Source organism: Psychrobacillus sp. L3 (assembly GCF_042945595.1).
Lineage (GTDB): Bacteria > Bacillota > Bacilli > Bacillales_A > Planococcaceae > Psychrobacillus.
Genome location: NZ_CP168493.1, coordinates 2,599,672 through 2,618,059, shown reverse-complemented (window position 1 = coordinate 2,618,059; position 18,388 = coordinate 2,599,672). Strand labels below are relative to the sequence as shown.

Genomic DNA, 18,388 nt, shown 5'->3' with positions numbered 1-18,388 from the left:
CTTACTCAATACTTGTGAATAATGCCGCACTCATTCCTGCAATTTTACCGGTTACAAGTGCGGAGGTAATATTATAGCCGCCTGTATATCCATGTATATCTAATACTTCTCCACAAAAATATAGTCCTTCTTTTTTCTTGGATGCCATTGTTTTTGGTTCTATTTCTTTTATGGACACGCCTCCGCCTGTTACAAAAGCTTTGTCTAGTGGCTGTGTTCCGTAAACATTAACGCTAAATTGTTTCAATAAATGTGCTAAAGCTCTAATTTTTTCGTGTGATAGATTTTGTCCATCTTCGCTTTCTTGGATTTCTGCATGTTGAAGTAAAAACAACAACCATCTTTCCGGAACCATACCTTTCCACACATTTTTAACTGCTTTTTTCGGATCTTCCTTAATAGAAGAGAGAAGGGCCTGGAAAGTCTCCTCTTGATTTAGTTCTGGTAAACTATCTATACGAACCTGTACAAGCTGTCCGCCGTTTTTCTTTTGTTCTTTCACGACGAATTGGCTACAGCGTAAAATGGCTGGACCACTTAGCCCGAAATGAGTAAATAGCATGTCCATTTGATGGGTAATGATTGCTTTTCCTTTTTTATTTAAAACAGAAACGGCAACATCTCTAAGGGCTAGCCCTTGCAGTTCTTTCGATTTAATAAAAGGTTCATTGGATAATAAAGGAACCTCTGTTGGATAAAGATCGGTAACGGTATGTCCGGCTTTTTCAGCCCAAGGATATCCGTCCCCTGTGGATCCGGTTTGAGGAACTGCTTTCCCTCCAACTGCAATGACTACTGCACCAGCAACAATTTCTTCACCAGTTGCAAGTCGGACACCAATAATCTTTTCATCATTCATCAATAATTTAGCTACTGGGGAATTCAACTTTATTTCCACATGGAGTCTCTTTAACTCATCCAGTAAGGCATTTACTACATCCATTGCTTTATTGGAAACAGGGAACATTCTTCCATGATCTTCTTCTTTTAATGCTACTCCAAGGTTTTCGAAAAACCCGATAATATCTTCATTATTAAAAACGGAAAACGGACTGAAAAGAAATCGTCCGTTACCAGGAATGTTTTTTACGATTTCTTCCTGAGGGAGTCTGTTAGTTACATTGCAACGACCTCCACCAGAGATTGCAAGTTTTTTCCCGAGCTTAGCACCTTTTTCAATTAACAATACTGTCTTGTTTTCAGCTCCTGCAGCTGCAGCGGCCATTAATCCCGAAGGACCCCCGCCTACTATAATTACGTCATACATAATAAGTTCACACTTTCCCTTTTTTCTTTATTATACATGATTGTGGTTTTCTTTCGACAGATGTAAACTGTAGTGTAGACAAAATATATGATTGGGCGGGTTTTATGTCATCAAATTTATTAAAAGGGACAATGATTTTAACGATTGGGCTCTTATTATCTAGAATTCTAGGTGTGCTTTACATTATTCCTTTTTATCAACTAATTGGAGAAGAGTATATCGGTCTGTATCAATATGCATATGTACCTTATTCTATCATGCTAGCAGTAGCAGTCTCTGGTATGCCAGTAGCTGTTTCTAAGTTTGTAGCGAAATATAATACGCTTGGTGACTATGCGACAGGTAGAAAACTAGTGAAATCAAGTATGGTAATAATGACGATAACAGGTGTGTTAGGATTTATTATTTTGTACACATTAGCAGAACCTATCGCAAGCTTAGTTATTAAAGATAATGATGCATTTGTAACAGTTCACAATGTAGCAACTGTTATTCAATATGTGAGTTTTGCAGTAATTGTCGTTCCAGTGATGAGCTTAATTAGAGGGTTTTTCCAAGGGTATCAACATATGACACCGACTGCTGTCTCCCAGTTGATCGAGCAGATTGTCCGTGTGATTTTTGTTTTAGCCGGAGCATTTCTAGTGATGAAAGTGTTTAAAGGCACAGAAAACACTGCTGTTTCTTTTGCTGTTTTCGCCGCGTTTATTGGGGCTATTGCAAGTATGTTTGTTTTATATTGGTATTGGAGAAAGTTGAAACCAGAATTTAATGAGCTACTTGAGGGAAGTGGAAATACAACTTCTAATGTATCTTTGAAAAATATATATAAGGAAATTTTAATATATACCGTTCCTTTTGCATTGGTAGGTGTCATTAATCCCTTATTCCAATTTGTGGATATGATTACGTTTAACAACGCTATGGCGCAGATTGGAATAAGCGGAAAAGAATCAGGCGTGCTGTTAGGGATGTTAAATCTTACGACTCAAAAGCTTGTAATGATACCGGTTATGCTAGCGACTGGGTTCTCGATGGCATTAATTCCATTTATCACGAGTTACTATGCAAAACAAGACTTTGTTCAAGTACGAAAATCATTAGATCAAGCATTTCAAATATTATTGTTTTTAACAATACCAGCTGCATTAGGAATTGCCGTATTATCCAATGAATTTTATCATTTGTTTTACGAGCAAAGTGATGTAGGTTCAACAGTATTGGCACATTACGCACCGGTTGCCATATTATTTGCACTTTATCCTGTAACGACTTCCATTTTACAAGGAATTGATCGTCAAAAACTGATCATTTTAAACTTATTAATCGGTATTTTAACGAAACTCGTGCTTAATACTCCACTTATTAAAGCATTTGAAACTGATGGTGCCATTTTAGCTACTTCTATTGGTTACTTTGTAGCGATTGCATTGAATATGGTTGCTATTACAAAAACTTTACAATATAAATCTAGTATGGTTATACGGAGAATTTTACTAATTGTAATCGTTAACGCAGCTATGCTAAGTCTTGTCTTCGTTTGTAAATGGGGAATAGAGCATCTATTTACGGTAGACAGTAAGTTTGGTGCATTACTAGTAATTTTCGTTACAGCTTCAATTGGTGCAGCTTTTTATGGCTATGTAACGCTTAGACTGGGTCTTGCACAAAAGCTCTTTGGAGAAAAGATTACACGTTTTACGAAAAAATTTGGTTTTTAGGAGAATGAAATGCGATTAGATAAATTTCTAGCACATACGGGATTTGGAACGAGAAGAGAAGTGAAGATATTAGTTAAGTCTAAAGCAATTCAAGTAAATGAAGTCGTTGTAAAAGACAGTTCGATGCATATAAAAGAAACTACTGATCAAGTTTCTGTATATGGGGAAATAGTTAAGTACAAAGAATTTATTTATTTAATGCTAAATAAACCAGCTGGTGTTGTATCTGCAACAGAGGATTCGAGAGATCGAACAGTAATTGATTTATTGGATGTGGATGTACATCATTTTGAACCCTATCCTGTAGGGAGACTAGATAAGGATACTGTTGGATTACTTTTATTAACAAATGATGGTGCTTTAACGCATCGTCTCTTGTCTCCAAATAAAGATGTACCAAAAGTATACTTTGCAAAAGTAGAAGGCTTAGTAGATGAATCTGATATTCAAGCGTTTGCAGATGGCGTAACGCTTGATGATGGCTACAAAACGAAGCCAGGAATATTAAATATTTTAAGTAACGGGTCTATTTCTGAAATTGAATTATCGATTACGGAAGGCAAGTTTCACCAAGTGAAAAGAATGTTCGAATCCGTAGGGAAAAAAGTAGTTTATTTAAAAAGGTTGTCTATGGGGGCATTAAAGTTAGATGAATCATTAGCTGAAGGTACTTATAGAGAATTAACGGAAGAAGAATTAGAAAGTCTTTAGAGTAGAAGAAGCTGTTCAATAAGTCACATTGCGACTTATTGGACAGCTTCTTCCTATTATGAAACGTCTAAGATGTCATATTAACGCGTTTATTCGTCGTGGTCCATTTGCCTCGTGTTGGGCTAATGACTAGGTCATTAAACGCAAGTACATTCAAATCTCGTTGAATTGTGCGAGGAGTGATGCCAAATTCATCGACTAAATCTTGAGTTGTAACAGTTCCGTGATCAAGGATGAACATATACATATCTTTAATTCGATTGAGCATCCGATCAGTAGTAGGTTTCAAAAGTAACCACTCCTTCATCTTCATATCTCGTGGCAAGACTAGCGGACGACTTGGGTGAAAAGCAACTAAGTAATTGCAATTTACAGCCCCTTTACTATATTGGTAGTCAGTAATTTGTTATCTGACAATTTAATTATAGTAGATTAACGATAAAATTTCTATAAAAAAACAGTTTATTTACAAAAACTTTATATATGTTTCCGTGAAATGAATAGGATAGACTTCTTTACTAAGCAAAAATAGAAGTCTGAAAATACCTTCTTTTTGTGTGATAAGCTGAAAAAAAGTGTAAAATAGCGTTATACGAATAGGGTAGGAGGAATTAACAATGAACTGGTTAGAATTAGCTAAACAAAAAAGACTGGAAATTGTAGCAGAACTACAAAGATTGATTCAAATTCCTAGTGTGCTTGATGAAACAACTGTTACGGAAGAAATGCCTTTTGGACCAAAACCCCTTGAAGCACTACTTCATATGTTGAGCGAAGGTGAAAATTCAGGGCTTATAACAAAGAATATAGATAATATGGCGGGACATATTGAAATGGGAGAAGGGGAAGAAATTCTCGGAATTCTGTGTCATGTGGACGTGGTACCAGAGGGGAAAGGCTGGACTTATCCTCCATTTGAAGGTGTTGTAGCAAATGATAGAGTATACGGGCGAGGGGCTATTGATGATAAAGGACCAACCATTGCAGCTTGGATGGCGATGAAATTAGTAAAAGAAGCAGGTATTGAACTTTCTAAAAAAGTACGACTAATTATTGGGACGGATGAGGAAAGTGGATTTCGCTGTGTAGATCGCTATTTTCAAAAAGAACAAATGCCTCAAATTGGTTTTGCACCTGATGCTGACTTTCCAATTATAAACGCTGAAAAAGGCATCGCCACTTTGATTTTTACACAAACAGGCTCATCTGATACGGAAACTATTCAATTTTTCCAGGCGGGGAAACGAACCAATATGGTTCCTGAAGAAGCATTTGCACTTATTTTCGGAGGATTACATTCCATTAAAGAGAAGTTTAATGAATTTGCACGTGAACATAACATTACTGGAGAAGTAGTTCAAGAAGGATCTATGTTGAAAGTATTAGTACATGGGAAATCGGCGCATGCAATGGAGCCAAATGATGGTGTAAATGCAGGAATCTTATTAGCAAAATTTTTGAAAACTATTAGCTTAACTCCTCATTCCAAAGCTTTTGTAGAGTTTTTAGTAACATCATTTGGAGATGAAAGTAGAGGACATGCTTTATCTTTAAACTTTACAGATGAAGTTTCTGGAGATACTACATTAAATGCTGGTGTCATTCATTATGCCCCAACACAAGGGTCTTGCACCCAAGTTAGTATGCGTTATTCGGTAAGTTACCCATTTGAAGAAAAGCTGAGTGCATGTAGAGAGATTCTTCGAAATACAGGGATTACGCTTGATCTTGGCTCTAATTCTAAGCCTCATTTTGTCGATAAAGAAGATATACTTATAAAATCATTACAAAAAGTATATGAGAGACAAACGGGAGAAGAAGCGAAATTGTTATCCATTGGTGGAGGTACGTATGCACGTGTTCTAAAAAAAGGCGTTGCATTTGGAATGCTCTTTCCAGGGAGAAAAGATGTAGCACACCAAGTAGATGAATATGTAGATATTGATGATTTAGTCAAAGCTACTGCAATTTATGCGGACGCAATCGTCGAACTAGCGGGAAAAAATACAAAAGCAGGTGACATCTAATGGCAAAAATATTGTGGAATGATCAAATTGTAAGTGAAGAGGAAGTAAAAATTGGATACGAAGACCGTGGTTATCAATTTGGAGATGGAATTTATGAAGTGATCAAAATTTATAATGGTGATGTATTTACCGCAATCGAACATATTGACCGTTTATATGCAAGTGCAGATAAAATTCAATTAGTCATTCCTTATACAAAAGATGTACTGCATAAAATGATTCATGAATTAATCGAAACGAATGAAGTGCAAAATGGTCAAATCTATTTGCAAGTTACTCGTGGCGCTAGTCCAAGGCAGCATAACTTTCCGATACCTGCAGTGGAGTCAGTACTGACAGCATATACAAAAGAAACTACCCGTCCATTAGAACAACTGGAGAATGGGGTAAAAGCATGTTTTGTAGAAGATATAAGATGGCTTCGTTGTGATATAAAGTCCTTAAATCTTCTTGGGAATGTCCTTGCAAAACAAGAAGCAATTAGTCAAGAGTGCTATGAGGCAATTTTACACCGAGGTGAAACAATTACAGAAGGTTCATCTTCTAATATGTACGGCATAAAAGATGGCGTACTTTATACACATCCAGTAAGTAACTTGATATTAAATGGGATTACAAGACAAGTTATTTTAGATTGTTGTAAAGAGGTTGGTTTACCTGTAGTAGAAGAAGCATTTACAAAACAACAAGCATTAAAAATGGATGAATTTATCATGTCTTCAACAAATGCGGAAGTAATGCCGGTTATTTCGATTAATGGGCAAGCAATTGGAAACAGTAAACGTGGTGAATGGACGGAAAAGATACAAAAAGCTTTTGAGAAAAAAATACCAACTTCTCATGAGACATGAACACACATTATTTTATAGGTATTAAGATTCCAAATAATCTTTCGGCGTCCATTATTGAAGCAAGAGATAGAACTAATTTGCATGAAACGCATAAAATATTGCCTGTTGCGGAGGACTTGCATATTACGCTCTATTATTTAGGTCAAACTGAGCAAAATTCCGTAGATCAAATAGTCCAGTCGTTAAATCAAAATATCGACTGGAAATCTTTTGATTTAACGACTAATGGAATCGCACATTTTGGAAATAATCTCACCCCTAGAGTTGTTTATACAGCATTAGAAGAAAGTGAATCTTTAACTTGCTTGCAGCAAAAGGTTATAGAAAAAATTTCAAATTATATAGAAATAGATAACCGCAAAGAGTTTAATCCCCATATTACGATCGCAAAAAAATGGGCATCAAAAGGATTGCAATCAATTGAAGAATTTCGGCTAGAAAGTACAACCTTTAGGGTTACTAATTTTTCTTTATTTCTAGTAAATCCAAATAATACACCTCGCTACGAGGAAGTATGTATCATGCATAGTGGAGGAGGTTAAGAAATGGCACAACTAGTAAAGCTTCAAGATTATATATCTCGTTATCAAGTCGATTTAAAGAGATATCCTACTCAATTCGTGCGTTTGAAGAGGCAACAGTGGGAACGAACAATAGTAAAATGGGAACAAGGATCTTTTGACTCTACATGGTTAGAAAAAGAAGATGAGGTAGAAGAATTTGAAAAAAAATCTTTTTTTTCAAAGCTTTTTAATCGCACTAATAAGGAAGAAAAATTGGAAGAAGATACATGGGAAGCAACGGAGTTACAAGAAGAAGATGTTGTCTTAGAGGAGACTACTACACTACATTTTGAGCCAAATATTGTGTATAACCCACAAACAAAAGAAGAGTTAAAGCGCATGTATTTAAATCAGCTTTTTCATTTTCAATTGAAGTGGGCTAGCTCAACATTACGCGAAAAGTCATACGTTGATCCAAAGCTTATGCGAGATAAACTATTACGAACACTAACTTTGCAGCTTCCAGATAATTACTTTTTGTTCTATTATCCCATTTTAAAACTAAAAAAAGCACCTGTTGAACTGGATATTCTTCTTATTCTGCCTACCGAAATTATTTGTCTAGTTGTCTTAGAGGCGAAAGATTTAGACGCATTTATAGGAAGCAGCGATCGATTTTGGATTCGAAAAAGCGGTAAGGAAGAGAAAAAGATTCTGAGCCCCATGGTTGGATTAAATCGGATGGAGTCAATTCTATTGCAAATTTTTAAGAAAGAAGAGATTGATTTGCCAATTAAAAAGGTAATTCTATCGAGAAATGGATATATTGATTATCCGGGTACTTCTTTTAATACGCAATTTGTGGATTGCAGAAAATTTCCTGAGTGGTTTTTGTCATTAAAGTCCTCTCCTTCTCCTATGAAGCATATGCAATTTAAAGCTGCTCAGTCGATCCTTGATCTAGTACAAACAACCTCTTATTCAAGAGCGGGTTGGGAAGTAGACAGTGAGGAAATAAATGAATAAAGTCGTCTTCATTGTGAACGAATATGCTGGTCAGGGAAGAGGGAAAAAAATATGGGCCTCTTGGAAATCCAAAATAACCTTTCCATACAGTTACTATCTTACAGAATTTAGTGGGCACGCCACAGAAATTGCTAAGAATTGTGCAGAAAATAGCGTGGAAGATGTATTTATAATTGCCATTGGAGGAGATGGGACAATTCACGAAATAATTTCTGGTGTAACTGAATATGAGCATGTTCGAATCGGAGTTATTTCTGCAGGTAGTGGAAATGATTTTGGTCGGACATTTTCTGTTTTTCAAACGGCAGAACAGTTACAGGAGTATGTAAATGACTTTGATCCATATGAGGAATTAGATTTAGGGAAACTAACATCAACTCAAGATTCCTATGTATTTATGAATAATGCAGGATTTGGCTTTGATGCGAAAGTAGTTTATTCTGTCAACAATTCCAAGTGGAAAAAGTGGTTAAATGCATTAGAATTAGGGAAACTAACGTACATACTATATGTGATAAAAGAACTATTAACATTTAATAGATTTTCCTTCACTTTACATACGGAAGAAGATACGATAAAGTTTGATGATGTTTGGTTTATTGTCGTATGCAATCAGCCGTTTTTCGGTGGAGGAATGAAGATATCTCCAAACTCTCAACCAAATGATCAATTAATCGAAATGACAGTAGTGAATAAATTAGCTAGATGGAAGTTATTATTTATATTCGGAACTGTTTTTTTCGGCAAACATACAAAATATAAAGAAGTCAAACAATTTCAAGCGAAGAATTTTAGAATAACAATGCATGATCAAGTATATGGACATGTAGATGGAGAGTTTTCTTGTAAGACATATGTAGATCAAAGTTATTCTTTTTCTGTACAATCAAAAGCTTGGAAATTGGCAAAACCAAAAAGTAAAGGGAGTTAATGTAATGAGGTTAAGACATAAACCATGGGCAGAGGATTTAATCAATGCTCATCCTGAAATTGTAATTCCAAATCCAGAAGAGCTAAAAGGAAAATGGGATATTGAATTTAAAAATAATAATCCACTCCATATAGAAGTTGGTACAGGAAAAGGTCAGTTTATTACTGGCATGGCTAAACAGAATCCTACTATTAATTATATTGGGATTGAGCTATATGATAGTGTTATAGTATGTGCATTAGAAAATGCGCTTGCTGCACAACCACTATCGAACTTGCGCTTGTTAAAAGTAAACGGAGCGGATTTGGCAAAGTATTTTGAAAAAAATGATGTAGACCGCGTCTATTTAAATTTTTCTGATCCTTGGCCGAAAATTAGACATGCAAAAAGACGTTTAATGCATGAAGGGTTTTTAAAACTATATGAATCTATTTTAGTAGATCATGCTGAAATTCACTTTAAAACGGATAATCGGGGTTTATTCGAATATTCTTTAATGAGCATGTCGGCTTATGGAATGTTAATAAAAGACGTTTCACTCGACTTACATGCAAACATGCCAGAAGATAATATTATGACAGAATACGAGGAAAAGTTTTCTGCAAAGGGACAACCAATTTATCGAGTAGAAGCAAAATACGTGTAAAAGGGGACCTGAGAGAATGGATACGTTTCAATTTCACGATATGTCATTAACTTGGCTAAAAGGCGGGACAACTTACATGGATGGGGGAGCCATGTTCGGTGTTGTGCCAAAACCATTATGGGAAAAAAAATATCCAGTCAATGAAAAAAATCAAATTGAATTACCATCGGATCCGCTTTTCATTCAATACAAAGGACATAATATATTGATGGAAGCTGGACTTGGCTTTGGAAAATTTACAGAGAAACAACTCCGCAACTATGGAGTGTCCGATCAATCTCAGGTGGAGGACGATCTAGCTCAACAAGGAATATTACCTGAAGATATCGATCTAATTCTCATGACGCATCTCCATTTTGATCATGCATGTGGGTTAACAAGATGGGAAGATGATAAGTTGGTATCGAGTTTTCCAAATGCGAAAATTTACGTCTCAGATGTCGAATGGAATGAAATGAGAGATCCAAATATTCGTTCACGAAATACTTATTGGAAAGAGAACTGGGAACCAATTGAAGGGCAAGTTATCCCGTTTTCAAATTCCATTGAAGTCGTAGATGGTATTGAGATGATTCATACAGGTGGGCATAGCGATGGGCATAGTATTATTTTGTTTAAGCAGAATGGGGAAACACTTATTCATATGGCAGACTTGATGCCCACTCATGCACATCAAAACCCTTTGTGGGTATTAGCATACGACGATTATCCAATGACTTCTGTATTCGCCAAAGAAAAATGGGTAAATGAAGGGATACAGCAAAATTACTGGTTCAGTTTTTATCACGATGCCTTTTATCGATTAGTAAAATGGTCAAATGATGGGAAAGAAATAGTGGATAAAATAGATCGAACACGATACTGAGATAATATCCATTTAATAAATCAGCTTAAAGCGTCCGGAATTGTATTCGGACGCTTTTAAAATTTGGACTATTTTTTTTCATTTCACACTGCGAAAGCTTAGTTATACATAGTAAAATTATTAAACTTTCACTAACTCCACAACTGTTCCCGTTTTTGCGTCAGCAGCAAATTCAAATTGTTCAAGTAGACCATTTTTTACGCGAGTAATTCCGCCTTTATATACATTTATATGAATAGCTTCTTTCTGAAAAGGTTCAGGACTCATGAAAATCCATGAACCATCTATTGGACCTTCCAGTTTAAATGAATTTTTTATTTCCTTTAAAACAAGCTCAGCAGATCGATTAATATCCATTTTACTTGCAGCTTGACTAGCGACAATTCCAATTACAATACCTGTTCCAAGACCCATCATATAATCACGAAGCTTCAATACTACTCCTCCTTGCGTCTTTTTTTTAGTGTAACATACATCACCATTCAAATAAATTTTTCGGAAGTCGAAGTTTATGTGTAGTAAACAGTTCAAACTTTTATTACAATAGAAAAGGAATCTACATTTTCTCTAAATTAAATTGATATGATGCTTTAGGAGGCTTTTTACAGATGAATGAAGAAACACGTTCGCTATTTAAAACATTAACAGAATTACCAGGAGCACCTGGTAATGAGTATGCAGTTCGGTCTTTTATGCGCAGTGAGCTTGAAAAGTATTCAGATGAAATTGTACAAGATAATTTAGGTGGTATTTTTGGCTTAAAAAAGGGCGATGAAAATGGTCCGAAAATTTTAGTAGCAGGCCATATGGATGAAGTAGGTTTTATGGTATCTGGCATTACAGATAACGGAATGATTCGTTTTCAAACGTTGGGTGGTTGGTGGAGCCAAGTACTGCTTGCGCAACGAGTAGAGATTGTGACGAATGAAAAAACAATTCCTGGTGTCATTGGATCGATACCACCTCATTTATTGAGTGATGAAATGCGAAATAAACCAATGGATATTAAAAATATGTTAATCGATATTGGTGCAGATGATAAAGAAGATGTTCTTCGCATGGGTGTTAAACCGGGAGATCAAATAGTTCCTGTTTGTCCTTTTACTCCAATGGCAAATGACAAGAAGATTATGGCAAAAGCTTGGGATAACCGTTATGGTTGCGGACTTGCTATTGAATTATTAAAAGAAGTGCAAAATGAGCAATTACCGAATATGCTTTATTCAGGAGCAAATGTAATGGAAGAAGTTGGCCTACGCGGTGCACAAGCTTCAGCGAATATGATTAATCCTGATCTATTCTTTGCATTAGATGCGAGCCCTGCAAATGATGCTTCTGGGAATAAAAATGAATTTGGTCAACTTGGAAAAGGAACTCTATTACGTATTTTTGACCGTACGATGATAACGCATCGGGGTATGAGAGAATTTGTATTAGATACAGCAGAAACACATAAAATTCCTTACCAATATTTCATCTCTCAAGGTGGAACAGATGCAGGTCGTGTTCATACGTCAAATGAAGGAATACCAAGTGCAGTAATTGGAATATGCTCTCGTTATATCCATACTTCTGCTTCCATTATTCATACTGATGATTATGCTGCAGCAAAAGAGTTGATTACTAAATTAGTAAAGACATGCGACCGAACAACTTTAGAAACAATAAAAGCAAATGTTTAATTGGGTGCCCTAGTGGCATCCTTTTTTCTAGATAGGAGATACATTGTATGAAAATATTAATAGGAACCAATAATAGAGCTAAAACAAAAGCTGTACACACAATCTCTGCATTATATTATCCGGATGCAGAATTTAAAAACGTCGAAGTACCATCACTTGTATCAAACCAACCAATGAGTGATGAAGAAACTAGACAAGGTGCTATTAACCGTGCCAAACAATTGATGGAGAACTCGGAAGCAACCTTTGGAATAGGATTAGAAGGTGGAGTGAATGAAATAGATGGAATCATGTATATTTGTAATTGGGGTGCTCTTTCAACAAATGATGGCACAATTTTTACTGCAAATGGAGCGGGTATCCCTTTGCCAATGGAAATTGCAATTCAGTTGAAAGCGGGTTCGGAACTTGGGCCGGTAATGGACGTCTATACGAATAAGAATGACATTCGGCACGAAGAAGGTGCAATTGGCGTATTTACGAATAATTTTGTTAAAAGAAGTGATATGTTCGAGCATATCATGTTGCTTCTAATTGGACAGTATGAGCTTTCTAAAAAGTTAATGTAGTTGCATGCAGTATGAATCATCGTTAAAATATATAGCAGTTATGCTTTGATAGGAGGAAGGTAAATGACTCGACAATGGATGCGATTATGTATCGCGTCACTAGCTGTCATTTTATTAGTAGGTTGTTCTTCAGTAGAAGAGCAAGCAGCAGATGGTATTGAGAATGCCAAAATAGTGTTCCAAGGAGATGCTGAAAAGGCTAATGAAAAAGTGGGTAACTTGAAAGTCTTCTTGCCAACGGGATTTTCTATTGAAGACGCATCGGATCAAACTAATATTCTATTATCTAAAGGAAAAGATTCATACATTTTATTTGTGAACCCAAATGAGCTTCCTGGAAGTCAACTATATTATGATTTAATGATTGCAGATACTAAATTAAAAATAGTTGAAAAGAATAGATTTGAACAAAATGGTCGTTTTGGTTTTGCAGCAATTATCCAAAACAGTGAAGATAACTTTGAATTAATCACGAGTATTGGTGGAATTAAACTTACAACTATATCGAAACAGCATAATATTGCTTCAAACTTAGAAAATATGATGCAGATTGTAAAATCAATTTCAACTAACTAAAGGAGGAAAATAAGTGGAAAACCTAACATCTATTGAACAATTTGACCAGCTTAAACAAGCTAACAAAGTAGTTTTTAAATTTACAGCGGATTGGTGTCCGGACTGTCATTTCATAGATCCTTTTATGGAAGAAGTAGAAGGGAATTTTGCGGATTTTCAATTTATATCTGTTGATCGAGATAAATTTATGGATCTTTGTAGTCAATTAGATATTTTTGGCATTCCTAGTTTCATTGTTTTTGACAAAGGGGAAGAAAAAGGACGTTTTGTCAGCAAAGACCGCAAAACAAAAGAAGAAATTGAATCGTTTTTGCAAACAATCTAATTAGTATCCAATGATGATGAAGCGCTGAGCGGACGAATCTTCGTCCGCTTTTAAAAGAGTAGGATAGCATCTTATCTCTCATTATCCAAACCAAATGCATCATGTCTTTACAAATTCCAAGAAGGCGAAGGACAAACACTGGATGCAATTAAAGGACGGTTGGGATTTTCTTAAAGAATTAGAAAGTGTATAAACTTTTGATCATAAGAGGTTGATTTTCGCTGCAGGCGGTCGCTTTCCGTGGGGTGAGCGATGAGCCATCGCCGCCGCCTTCCGCTTCAATCAACTGGGTAAATAATAAAGACAAAATGCTTGGTCGACATAATGAACTGGTGCTTATAATGAGTGTTTAGACAGAGATACATAGGGTAAAAGCTGATACGTGAAACCTTTCAACTCACTAAGTCTTAATCTCTACTTGGTATTCCTTTTATACCCAATGTCTAAAGTGCATATAAATCATTAGGTAGATGATTAGATTAGGTGGAACTTGAGAAAAATAGGTAGCATTCATTCATAAAGAAGTGCTGAGCGGACGAAATTGTATCTTCGTCCGCTTTTAAAAGAATAGGTGAGGATTTATTCACTCATTATTCAAACCTTATGTACTTTGTCTTTAAATATTTTAAGAGGGCGACGGACCAACATCTGCCACAAGATTACCGAAAAAAATGGATCGTGAAGTGACGCAGTCACTTCACGATCCACAAAAATTCCAACGGTAATAGTGTTAGTTGATGTTTCGTCCAAAGCACTCTGGTAATAGCAAAGACAAGATGTAAAGAACACTTGAGCTTTTCTTATGTATTAGAAATAAATTCTAAACGTTTGAAAATGATAACTGAAAAAGTAATTTTTTTATAAAAAGGAGGGGTAACAATGCAAGCACAAGAACTTATACGTTTATTAAAAACAAAACTATTGGAAGAAACATATGAATACGATTATAACCGAGAGACGAACAAGCTTCGCCTTACACATAAAACGATTAACAAAGGAATTGATATTTCCGTTCCTCCGATTTTAGCAAAATACGAAACAAAAAAAGAGCAAGTTATTGAAGAAGTAATCTATATGATTCATCAAACATTCCAAGCGATGGAAAAAGAAAAAGCTGGAGACATTAATCCATCTTCATCAATATATCCAGTCATTCGTTCTACATCCTTTCCTACAAAATCGAATGAAGGAAATCGTTTTATCACCAAAGATCATACAGCAGAAACGAGAATATATTATGCATTAGACCTTGGGAAAACTTATCGTTTACTTGATGAAAAAATGCTAGAAGGTTGGGGGATTCGTGAAACTGAAATTCGAGAGAGATCCATTTTTCAAGTTCGAAATTTAGTAAATAACTATAAAAAAGATGAAGTTGCTGGAAACATTTTTTATTTCTTCAACAACAATGACGGGTATGATGCAAGCAGAATACTCAATGAATCTCTACTAAAGGAAATGAAAAAGATAATTATCGGTGATATGACTATTTCTGTACCCCATCAAGATGTTATGATTATTGGTGATATAAGAAATGAAACGGGATACGATGTTCTAGCTCAAATGACGATGCATTTCTTTACAGTTGGAACTGTACCCATTACTTCATTATCTTTTATATATGAAAATGGAGATTTTGAGCCAATATTTATATTAGCAAAAAATCGAGTAGTGGAGGAGAAAGACAAAAAATGAATATTTTTTATAACCGTGATGGAGTTGGGGATGTTTTATTGCTTCAAATAACACCACAAAAAATTGAAAAAGTAATAACGGAAACTAAAGGTGATGTAACGTTTGTTAAAGATGCTCAATCTAATGAAGTAGTGGCGATCAATATTTTTAGATTTAGTAATTACGCTGAAATTCAAGATAACGGACACGTGAAATTAACGGAAGAAATGGTGTCTAAAATAGAACAAGCTTTAGTGTCCAATGAAGTAGATTACAAATTAAATGTAGATCTATCTCCAAAGTTTGTTGTAGGCTACGTGGAATCATTGGAACAACATCCAAATGCCGATAAGTTAAAAGTTTGCCAAGTAGATATTGGAGAACATATTTTACAAATAGTTTGTGGGGCACCAAATGTTGAAGTAGGTCAAAAAGTTGTCGTTGCGAAAGTGGGAGCTGTAATGCCTTCAGGAATGGTTATTAAAGACGCTGAGCTTCGCGGAGTGGCTTCTAGTGGAATGCTTTGTTCTGCTCGAGAATTAGCACTCCCAAACGCACCAGAAGTAAAAGGAATTCTAATTTTAGAGGAACAAGAAGAAGTAGGAAGTTCGTTTTTACGATAAAGAAGGAAAGCATGCCAATTTGGTGTGCTTTTTTTGTGCTTTTCTATAGATAAGTAAGGACGATAGCGGTTATTACTGTTAAAATAGAAGGTATCTATTAGAAAGAGTGATGAATTTGAAATGGTTTAAAAAATTATTTGCGACAACTGAAGATGAATTTAGAGAAGAACAAGAAGTAGAAGAAGAGGAACAATTGGTTACACCAACTCACTCTAGAACCCCTTTTCGGTTTCCATTAATACCGGATGATGAAAAGAAAGATGGCCTATATGGTGAGCTGAAAATAGACAAAGAAATAGAACAACCTATTAAAGATAATCAAATAAGAGATGACCAACCGTATAGACCTCTCTATACACATGAACTATGGCAACAAAAAAAGCAAGAACCAATTGTACACCGTGCACCCAAAAAAGAAATAATAGAACCACCTGTGAAAGAAAAACGGAAAAAAGCATTTACACCAACTCAAGTACCTTCACCTGTTTTTGGATTTTCGAGAAAACAAGAAAATAAAATAGAAGAAACAATTGAGCAGACGATAAGGGAAATAGAATTACCCTTTGAGGAATTAGCAATTACTGAGATCCCAAAACAAGCGGAAGAAAATGAAGTATTACCTATTGTGCCAGTTACTGAAGAGGAAAAAATATTACCATCAAACCATATAGATGAACAAGTACAAGTTACTCCATTAGAGAAGGTATCAGAAGTCAAACCAAGTAAACATAAAGAAAATATAAGACCGTTTAATGTGCTAATGCTTAAATCAGATAAAGAAAAAATGAATAATCTAGTAAAAGAGACGCCGGTCTATCAGCCGAAGAAAGAACCGATTGAGGTAGAAAAAACAGCTCTAGAACCGGATTCAAAACCAGCATTTAGTCCTTCGAATTATGCTAGGCCAGATTTAAGTTATTTACTTCCACCAGAATTGAAAAATGAAGATAGAGAATGGATGGAAGAGCAGGCATTTACACTTATAGAAGCATTATCTCATTTTCAGGTATCTGGTGAAATTGTTCAAATGGATCAAGGTCCTGCTGTAACACAATTCGAAATAACCGTAGCTCAAGGGACAAAGGTAAGTAAAATTCGAAACTTGGCAGATGACTTAAAGCTTGCTTTGGCAGCAAAAGATATACGTATTCAAGCTCCGATACCTGGGAAAAGTTCTATTGGTATCGAGATTCCGAATCGAAAATCAAGAGCTGTTCGATTATCTGAAGTGATTAATACAAATGTGTTTTTTGAATCCGAATCACCTCTTGAAGTAGCGTTAGGATTAGATCTTGCGGGAAAACCTGTGACACTGGATTTGCGTAAAATGCCCCATGGATTAATTGCTGGTGCGACAGGTTCAGGAAAATCTGTTTTTATTAATTCGCTACTTGTGAGTCTTTTGTATAAAGCAACGCCAGAAGAAGTAAAACTCTTATTGATTGATCCAAAAATGGTGGAGCTCGCACCATTTAATCATATTCCTCATCTGGTGAGTCCTGTAATTACAGATGTGAAGGCTGCAACAGCCGCGTTAAAATGGGCGGTAGAAGAAATGGAACGTCGCTATCAATTATTTGCTCACATCGGTGTAAGAGATATAAATAGATACAATTCACTTGCAACAGAGAAAAGACAATTTGCACAAAAGCTTCCGTTTATTGTGATTGTAATAGATGAACTTGCAGATTTGATGATGATGGCACCTACGGAAGTAGAGGATGCAATTTGTCGTATTGCTCAGAAAGCAAGAGCATGTGGAATTCATTTAGTATTGGCAACACAACGTCCATCAGTTGATGTTATAACTGGACTCATAAAAGCAAATATTCCTACACGCATTGCTTTTTCCGTTTCTTCACAAATTGATTCGCGTACTATTTTAGATCAGCAAGGGGCCGAAAGATTATTAGGAAAAGGGGATATGTTATATCAAGGTAATGGCATGTCTAGCCCAGTTCGTATTCAAGGAACGTTTGTAACAGATGAAGAAATTGAAACGATCATTGATTATGCAAGAACACAAGGAACACCTGAGTATATGTTCGAACAAGAGGAATTGCTTCAAAAGGCAGAGAATGTATCTGAACAAGATGAACTCTTTGAGGAAGCGTGTCGGTTTATTGTGGAGCAAGGTTCCGCCTCTACTTCCTTACTACAGCGAAAATTTCATTTAGGCTATAATCGTGCAGCAAGACTAATTGATGCAATGTATGAAAATGGCTATGTAACAGAGCAAAAAGGCAGTAAAGCAAGAGAAGTGCTACTTACAGACGATAGTCTGGAACAAATTTTTAGTTAATATAGTTTATTAATATTACCGATTAAATAATGATATAATTGGGAATACGTCTACTAAGGCGGAATAAACTATTTATGATTCGAATATGC

The 18,388-nt window shown here is 35.6% G+C and carries 19 protein-coding genes; 16 read left to right on the top strand and 3 right to left on the bottom strand.

Annotated features, from left to right (window positions below):
• Position 1: 1 nt before the first annotated feature.
• Entirely contained in the window at positions 2-1,267 is a 1,266-nt protein-coding gene (locus tag ACEPXD_RS12865; RefSeq protein WP_391116513.1) for an NAD(P)/FAD-dependent oxidoreductase, read from the bottom strand.
• Between the two features lie 104 nt (positions 1,268-1,371).
• Between ACEPXD_RS12865 and ACEPXD_RS12860 the strand changes: the two genes are divergently transcribed.
• Both ACEPXD_RS12860 and ACEPXD_RS12855 read left to right on the top strand, forming a co-directional pair.
• The gene (locus ACEPXD_RS12860; protein ID WP_391116511.1) at positions 1,372-2,988 is read left to right on the top strand and encodes an oligosaccharide flippase family protein; all 1,617 of its coding nucleotides are present in this window, start codon (positions 1,372-1,374) and stop codon (positions 2,986-2,988) included.
• Between the two features lie 9 nt (positions 2,989-2,997).
• On the top strand, positions 2,998-3,699 hold the full coding sequence (locus ACEPXD_RS12855) for a pseudouridine synthase (protein ID WP_391116509.1): 702 nt from the start codon (positions 2,998-3,000) through the stop codon (positions 3,697-3,699).
• 67 nt (positions 3,700-3,766) lie between these two features.
• Here the strand turns inward: ACEPXD_RS12855 and ACEPXD_RS12850 are convergent, their stop codons facing one another.
• On the bottom strand, positions 3,767-3,988 hold the full coding sequence (locus ACEPXD_RS12850; protein ID WP_391116507.1) for a DeoR family transcriptional regulator: 222 nt from the start codon (positions 3,986-3,988) through the stop codon (positions 3,767-3,769).
• 328 nt (positions 3,989-4,316) lie between these two features.
• Between ACEPXD_RS12850 and pepV the strand changes: the two genes are divergently transcribed.
• The 7 genes from pepV to ACEPXD_RS12815 are packed head-to-tail and all read left to right on the top strand — an operon-like array spanning position 4,317 to position 10,548.
• Positions 4,317-5,726 (top strand): dipeptidase PepV, encoded by a 1,410-nt coding sequence (gene pepV / locus ACEPXD_RS12845; protein ID WP_391116505.1) that lies wholly within the window; start codon positions 4,317-4,319, stop codon positions 5,724-5,726.
• The gene (gene dat, locus ACEPXD_RS12840; protein WP_391116503.1) at positions 5,726-6,577 is read left to right on the top strand and encodes a D-amino-acid transaminase; all 852 of its coding nucleotides are present in this window, start codon (positions 5,726-5,728) and stop codon (positions 6,575-6,577) included. Before pepV ends, dat begins: the two co-directional genes overlap by 1 nt.
• Positions 6,574-7,119, top strand: a complete 546-nt coding sequence (gene thpR, locus ACEPXD_RS12835; RefSeq protein WP_391116501.1) for an RNA 2',3'-cyclic phosphodiesterase — start codon at positions 6,574-6,576, stop codon at positions 7,117-7,119. Before dat ends, thpR begins: the two co-directional genes overlap by 4 nt.
• A 3-nt stretch (positions 7,120-7,122) precedes the next feature.
• Complete coding sequence (locus tag ACEPXD_RS12830) at positions 7,123-8,106, top strand: nuclease-related domain-containing protein (RefSeq protein WP_391116499.1); 984 nt, start codon at positions 7,123-7,125, stop codon at positions 8,104-8,106.
• Entirely contained in the window at positions 8,099-9,037 is a 939-nt protein-coding gene (locus ACEPXD_RS12825; protein WP_391116498.1) for a diacylglycerol/lipid kinase family protein, read from the top strand. The genes ACEPXD_RS12830 and ACEPXD_RS12825 overlap by 8 nt, the downstream gene beginning before the upstream one ends.
• 4 nt (positions 9,038-9,041) lie before the next feature.
• Positions 9,042-9,683, top strand: a complete 642-nt coding sequence (gene trmB / locus ACEPXD_RS12820) for a tRNA (guanosine(46)-N7)-methyltransferase TrmB (protein ID WP_391116496.1) — start codon at positions 9,042-9,044, stop codon at positions 9,681-9,683.
• 16 nt (positions 9,684-9,699) lie between these two features.
• The gene (locus ACEPXD_RS12815) at positions 9,700-10,548 is read left to right on the top strand and encodes a YtnP family quorum-quenching lactonase (protein ID WP_391116494.1); all 849 of its coding nucleotides are present in this window, start codon (positions 9,700-9,702) and stop codon (positions 10,546-10,548) included.
• A gap of 120 nt (positions 10,549-10,668) precedes the next feature.
• On the opposite strand, the gene ACEPXD_RS12810 is transcribed toward ACEPXD_RS12815, so the two are convergent.
• Positions 10,669-10,983 carry a hypothetical protein gene (locus tag ACEPXD_RS12810; protein WP_391116492.1) on the bottom strand — a complete coding sequence of 105 codons (315 nt, stop codon included), beginning with the start codon at positions 10,981-10,983 and terminating at the stop codon, positions 10,669-10,671.
• Positions 10,984-11,156: 173 nt separating this feature from the next.
• Between ACEPXD_RS12810 and ACEPXD_RS12805 the strand changes: the two genes are divergently transcribed.
• The 7 genes from ACEPXD_RS12805 (at position 11,157) to ACEPXD_RS12775 (ending at position 18,299) form a co-directional block, all read left to right on the top strand.
• On the top strand, positions 11,157-12,230 hold the full coding sequence (locus ACEPXD_RS12805) for a M42 family metallopeptidase (protein WP_391116490.1): 1,074 nt from the start codon (positions 11,157-11,159) through the stop codon (positions 12,228-12,230).
• A 47-nt stretch (positions 12,231-12,277) separates the two neighbouring features.
• Complete coding sequence (locus ACEPXD_RS12800; protein WP_391116488.1) at positions 12,278-12,799, top strand: DUF84 family protein; 522 nt, start codon at positions 12,278-12,280, stop codon at positions 12,797-12,799.
• Positions 12,800-12,862: 63 nt separating this feature from the next.
• Positions 12,863-13,375 carry a hypothetical protein gene (locus ACEPXD_RS12795; protein WP_391116486.1) on the top strand — a complete coding sequence of 171 codons (513 nt, stop codon included), beginning with the start codon at positions 12,863-12,865 and terminating at the stop codon, positions 13,373-13,375.
• Between the two features lie 13 nt (positions 13,376-13,388).
• On the top strand, positions 13,389-13,700 hold the full coding sequence (locus ACEPXD_RS12790) for a thioredoxin family protein (RefSeq protein WP_391116483.1): 312 nt from the start codon (positions 13,389-13,391) through the stop codon (positions 13,698-13,700).
• 879 nt (positions 13,701-14,579) lie between these two features.
• Positions 14,580-15,395 (top strand): DUF1444 family protein, encoded by an 816-nt coding sequence (locus tag ACEPXD_RS12785; protein WP_391116481.1) that lies wholly within the window; start codon positions 14,580-14,582, stop codon positions 15,393-15,395.
• Positions 15,392-15,997, top strand: a complete 606-nt coding sequence (ytpR, locus tag ACEPXD_RS12780; protein WP_391116479.1) for a YtpR family tRNA-binding protein — start codon at positions 15,392-15,394, stop codon at positions 15,995-15,997. The genes ACEPXD_RS12785 and ytpR overlap by 4 nt, the downstream gene beginning before the upstream one ends.
• Before the next feature lie 115 nt (positions 15,998-16,112).
• Positions 16,113-18,299, top strand: a complete 2,187-nt coding sequence (locus ACEPXD_RS12775; protein WP_391116477.1) for a DNA translocase FtsK — start codon at positions 16,113-16,115, stop codon at positions 18,297-18,299.
• The last annotated feature ends 89 nt before the right edge of the window (positions 18,300-18,388 follow it).

What these genes read in the sequence shown, in the direction of transcription:
- thpR (WP_391116501.1), top strand. Translation starts at nt 6,574, where the DNA reads ATGAACACACATTATTTTATAGGTATTAAGATTCCAAATAATCTTTCG.
- trmB (WP_391116496.1), top strand. Translation starts at nt 9,042, where the DNA reads ATGAGGTTAAGACATAAACCATGGGCAGAGGATTTAATCAATGCTCAT.
- ACEPXD_RS12860 (WP_391116511.1), top strand. Translation starts at nt 1,372, where the DNA reads ATGTCATCAAATTTATTAAAAGGGACAATGATTTTAACGATTGGGCTC.
- ACEPXD_RS12785 (WP_391116481.1), top strand. Translation starts at nt 14,580, where the DNA reads ATGCAAGCACAAGAACTTATACGTTTATTAAAAACAAAACTATTGGAA.
- pepV (WP_391116505.1), top strand. Translation starts at nt 4,317, where the DNA reads ATGAACTGGTTAGAATTAGCTAAACAAAAAAGACTGGAAATTGTAGCA.
- ACEPXD_RS12815 (WP_391116494.1), top strand. Translation starts at nt 9,700, where the DNA reads ATGGATACGTTTCAATTTCACGATATGTCATTAACTTGGCTAAAAGGC.
- ACEPXD_RS12855 (WP_391116509.1), top strand. Translation starts at nt 2,998, where the DNA reads ATGCGATTAGATAAATTTCTAGCACATACGGGATTTGGAACGAGAAGA.
- ACEPXD_RS12825 (WP_391116498.1), top strand. Translation starts at nt 8,099, where the DNA reads ATGAATAAAGTCGTCTTCATTGTGAACGAATATGCTGGTCAGGGAAGA.
- ACEPXD_RS12805 (WP_391116490.1), top strand. Translation starts at nt 11,157, where the DNA reads ATGAATGAAGAAACACGTTCGCTATTTAAAACATTAACAGAATTACCA.
- ACEPXD_RS12830 (WP_391116499.1), top strand. Translation starts at nt 7,123, where the DNA reads ATGGCACAACTAGTAAAGCTTCAAGATTATATATCTCGTTATCAAGTC.
- ACEPXD_RS12865 (WP_391116513.1), bottom strand. Translation starts at nt 1,267, where the DNA reads ATGTATGACGTAATTATAGTAGGCGGGGGTCCTTCGGGATTAATGGCC.
- ytpR (WP_391116479.1), top strand. Translation starts at nt 15,392, where the DNA reads ATGAATATTTTTTATAACCGTGATGGAGTTGGGGATGTTTTATTGCTT.
- ACEPXD_RS12800 (WP_391116488.1), top strand. Translation starts at nt 12,278, where the DNA reads ATGAAAATATTAATAGGAACCAATAATAGAGCTAAAACAAAAGCTGTA.
- dat (WP_391116503.1), top strand. Translation starts at nt 5,726, where the DNA reads ATGGCAAAAATATTGTGGAATGATCAAATTGTAAGTGAAGAGGAAGTA.
- ACEPXD_RS12795 (WP_391116486.1), top strand. Translation starts at nt 12,863, where the DNA reads ATGACTCGACAATGGATGCGATTATGTATCGCGTCACTAGCTGTCATT.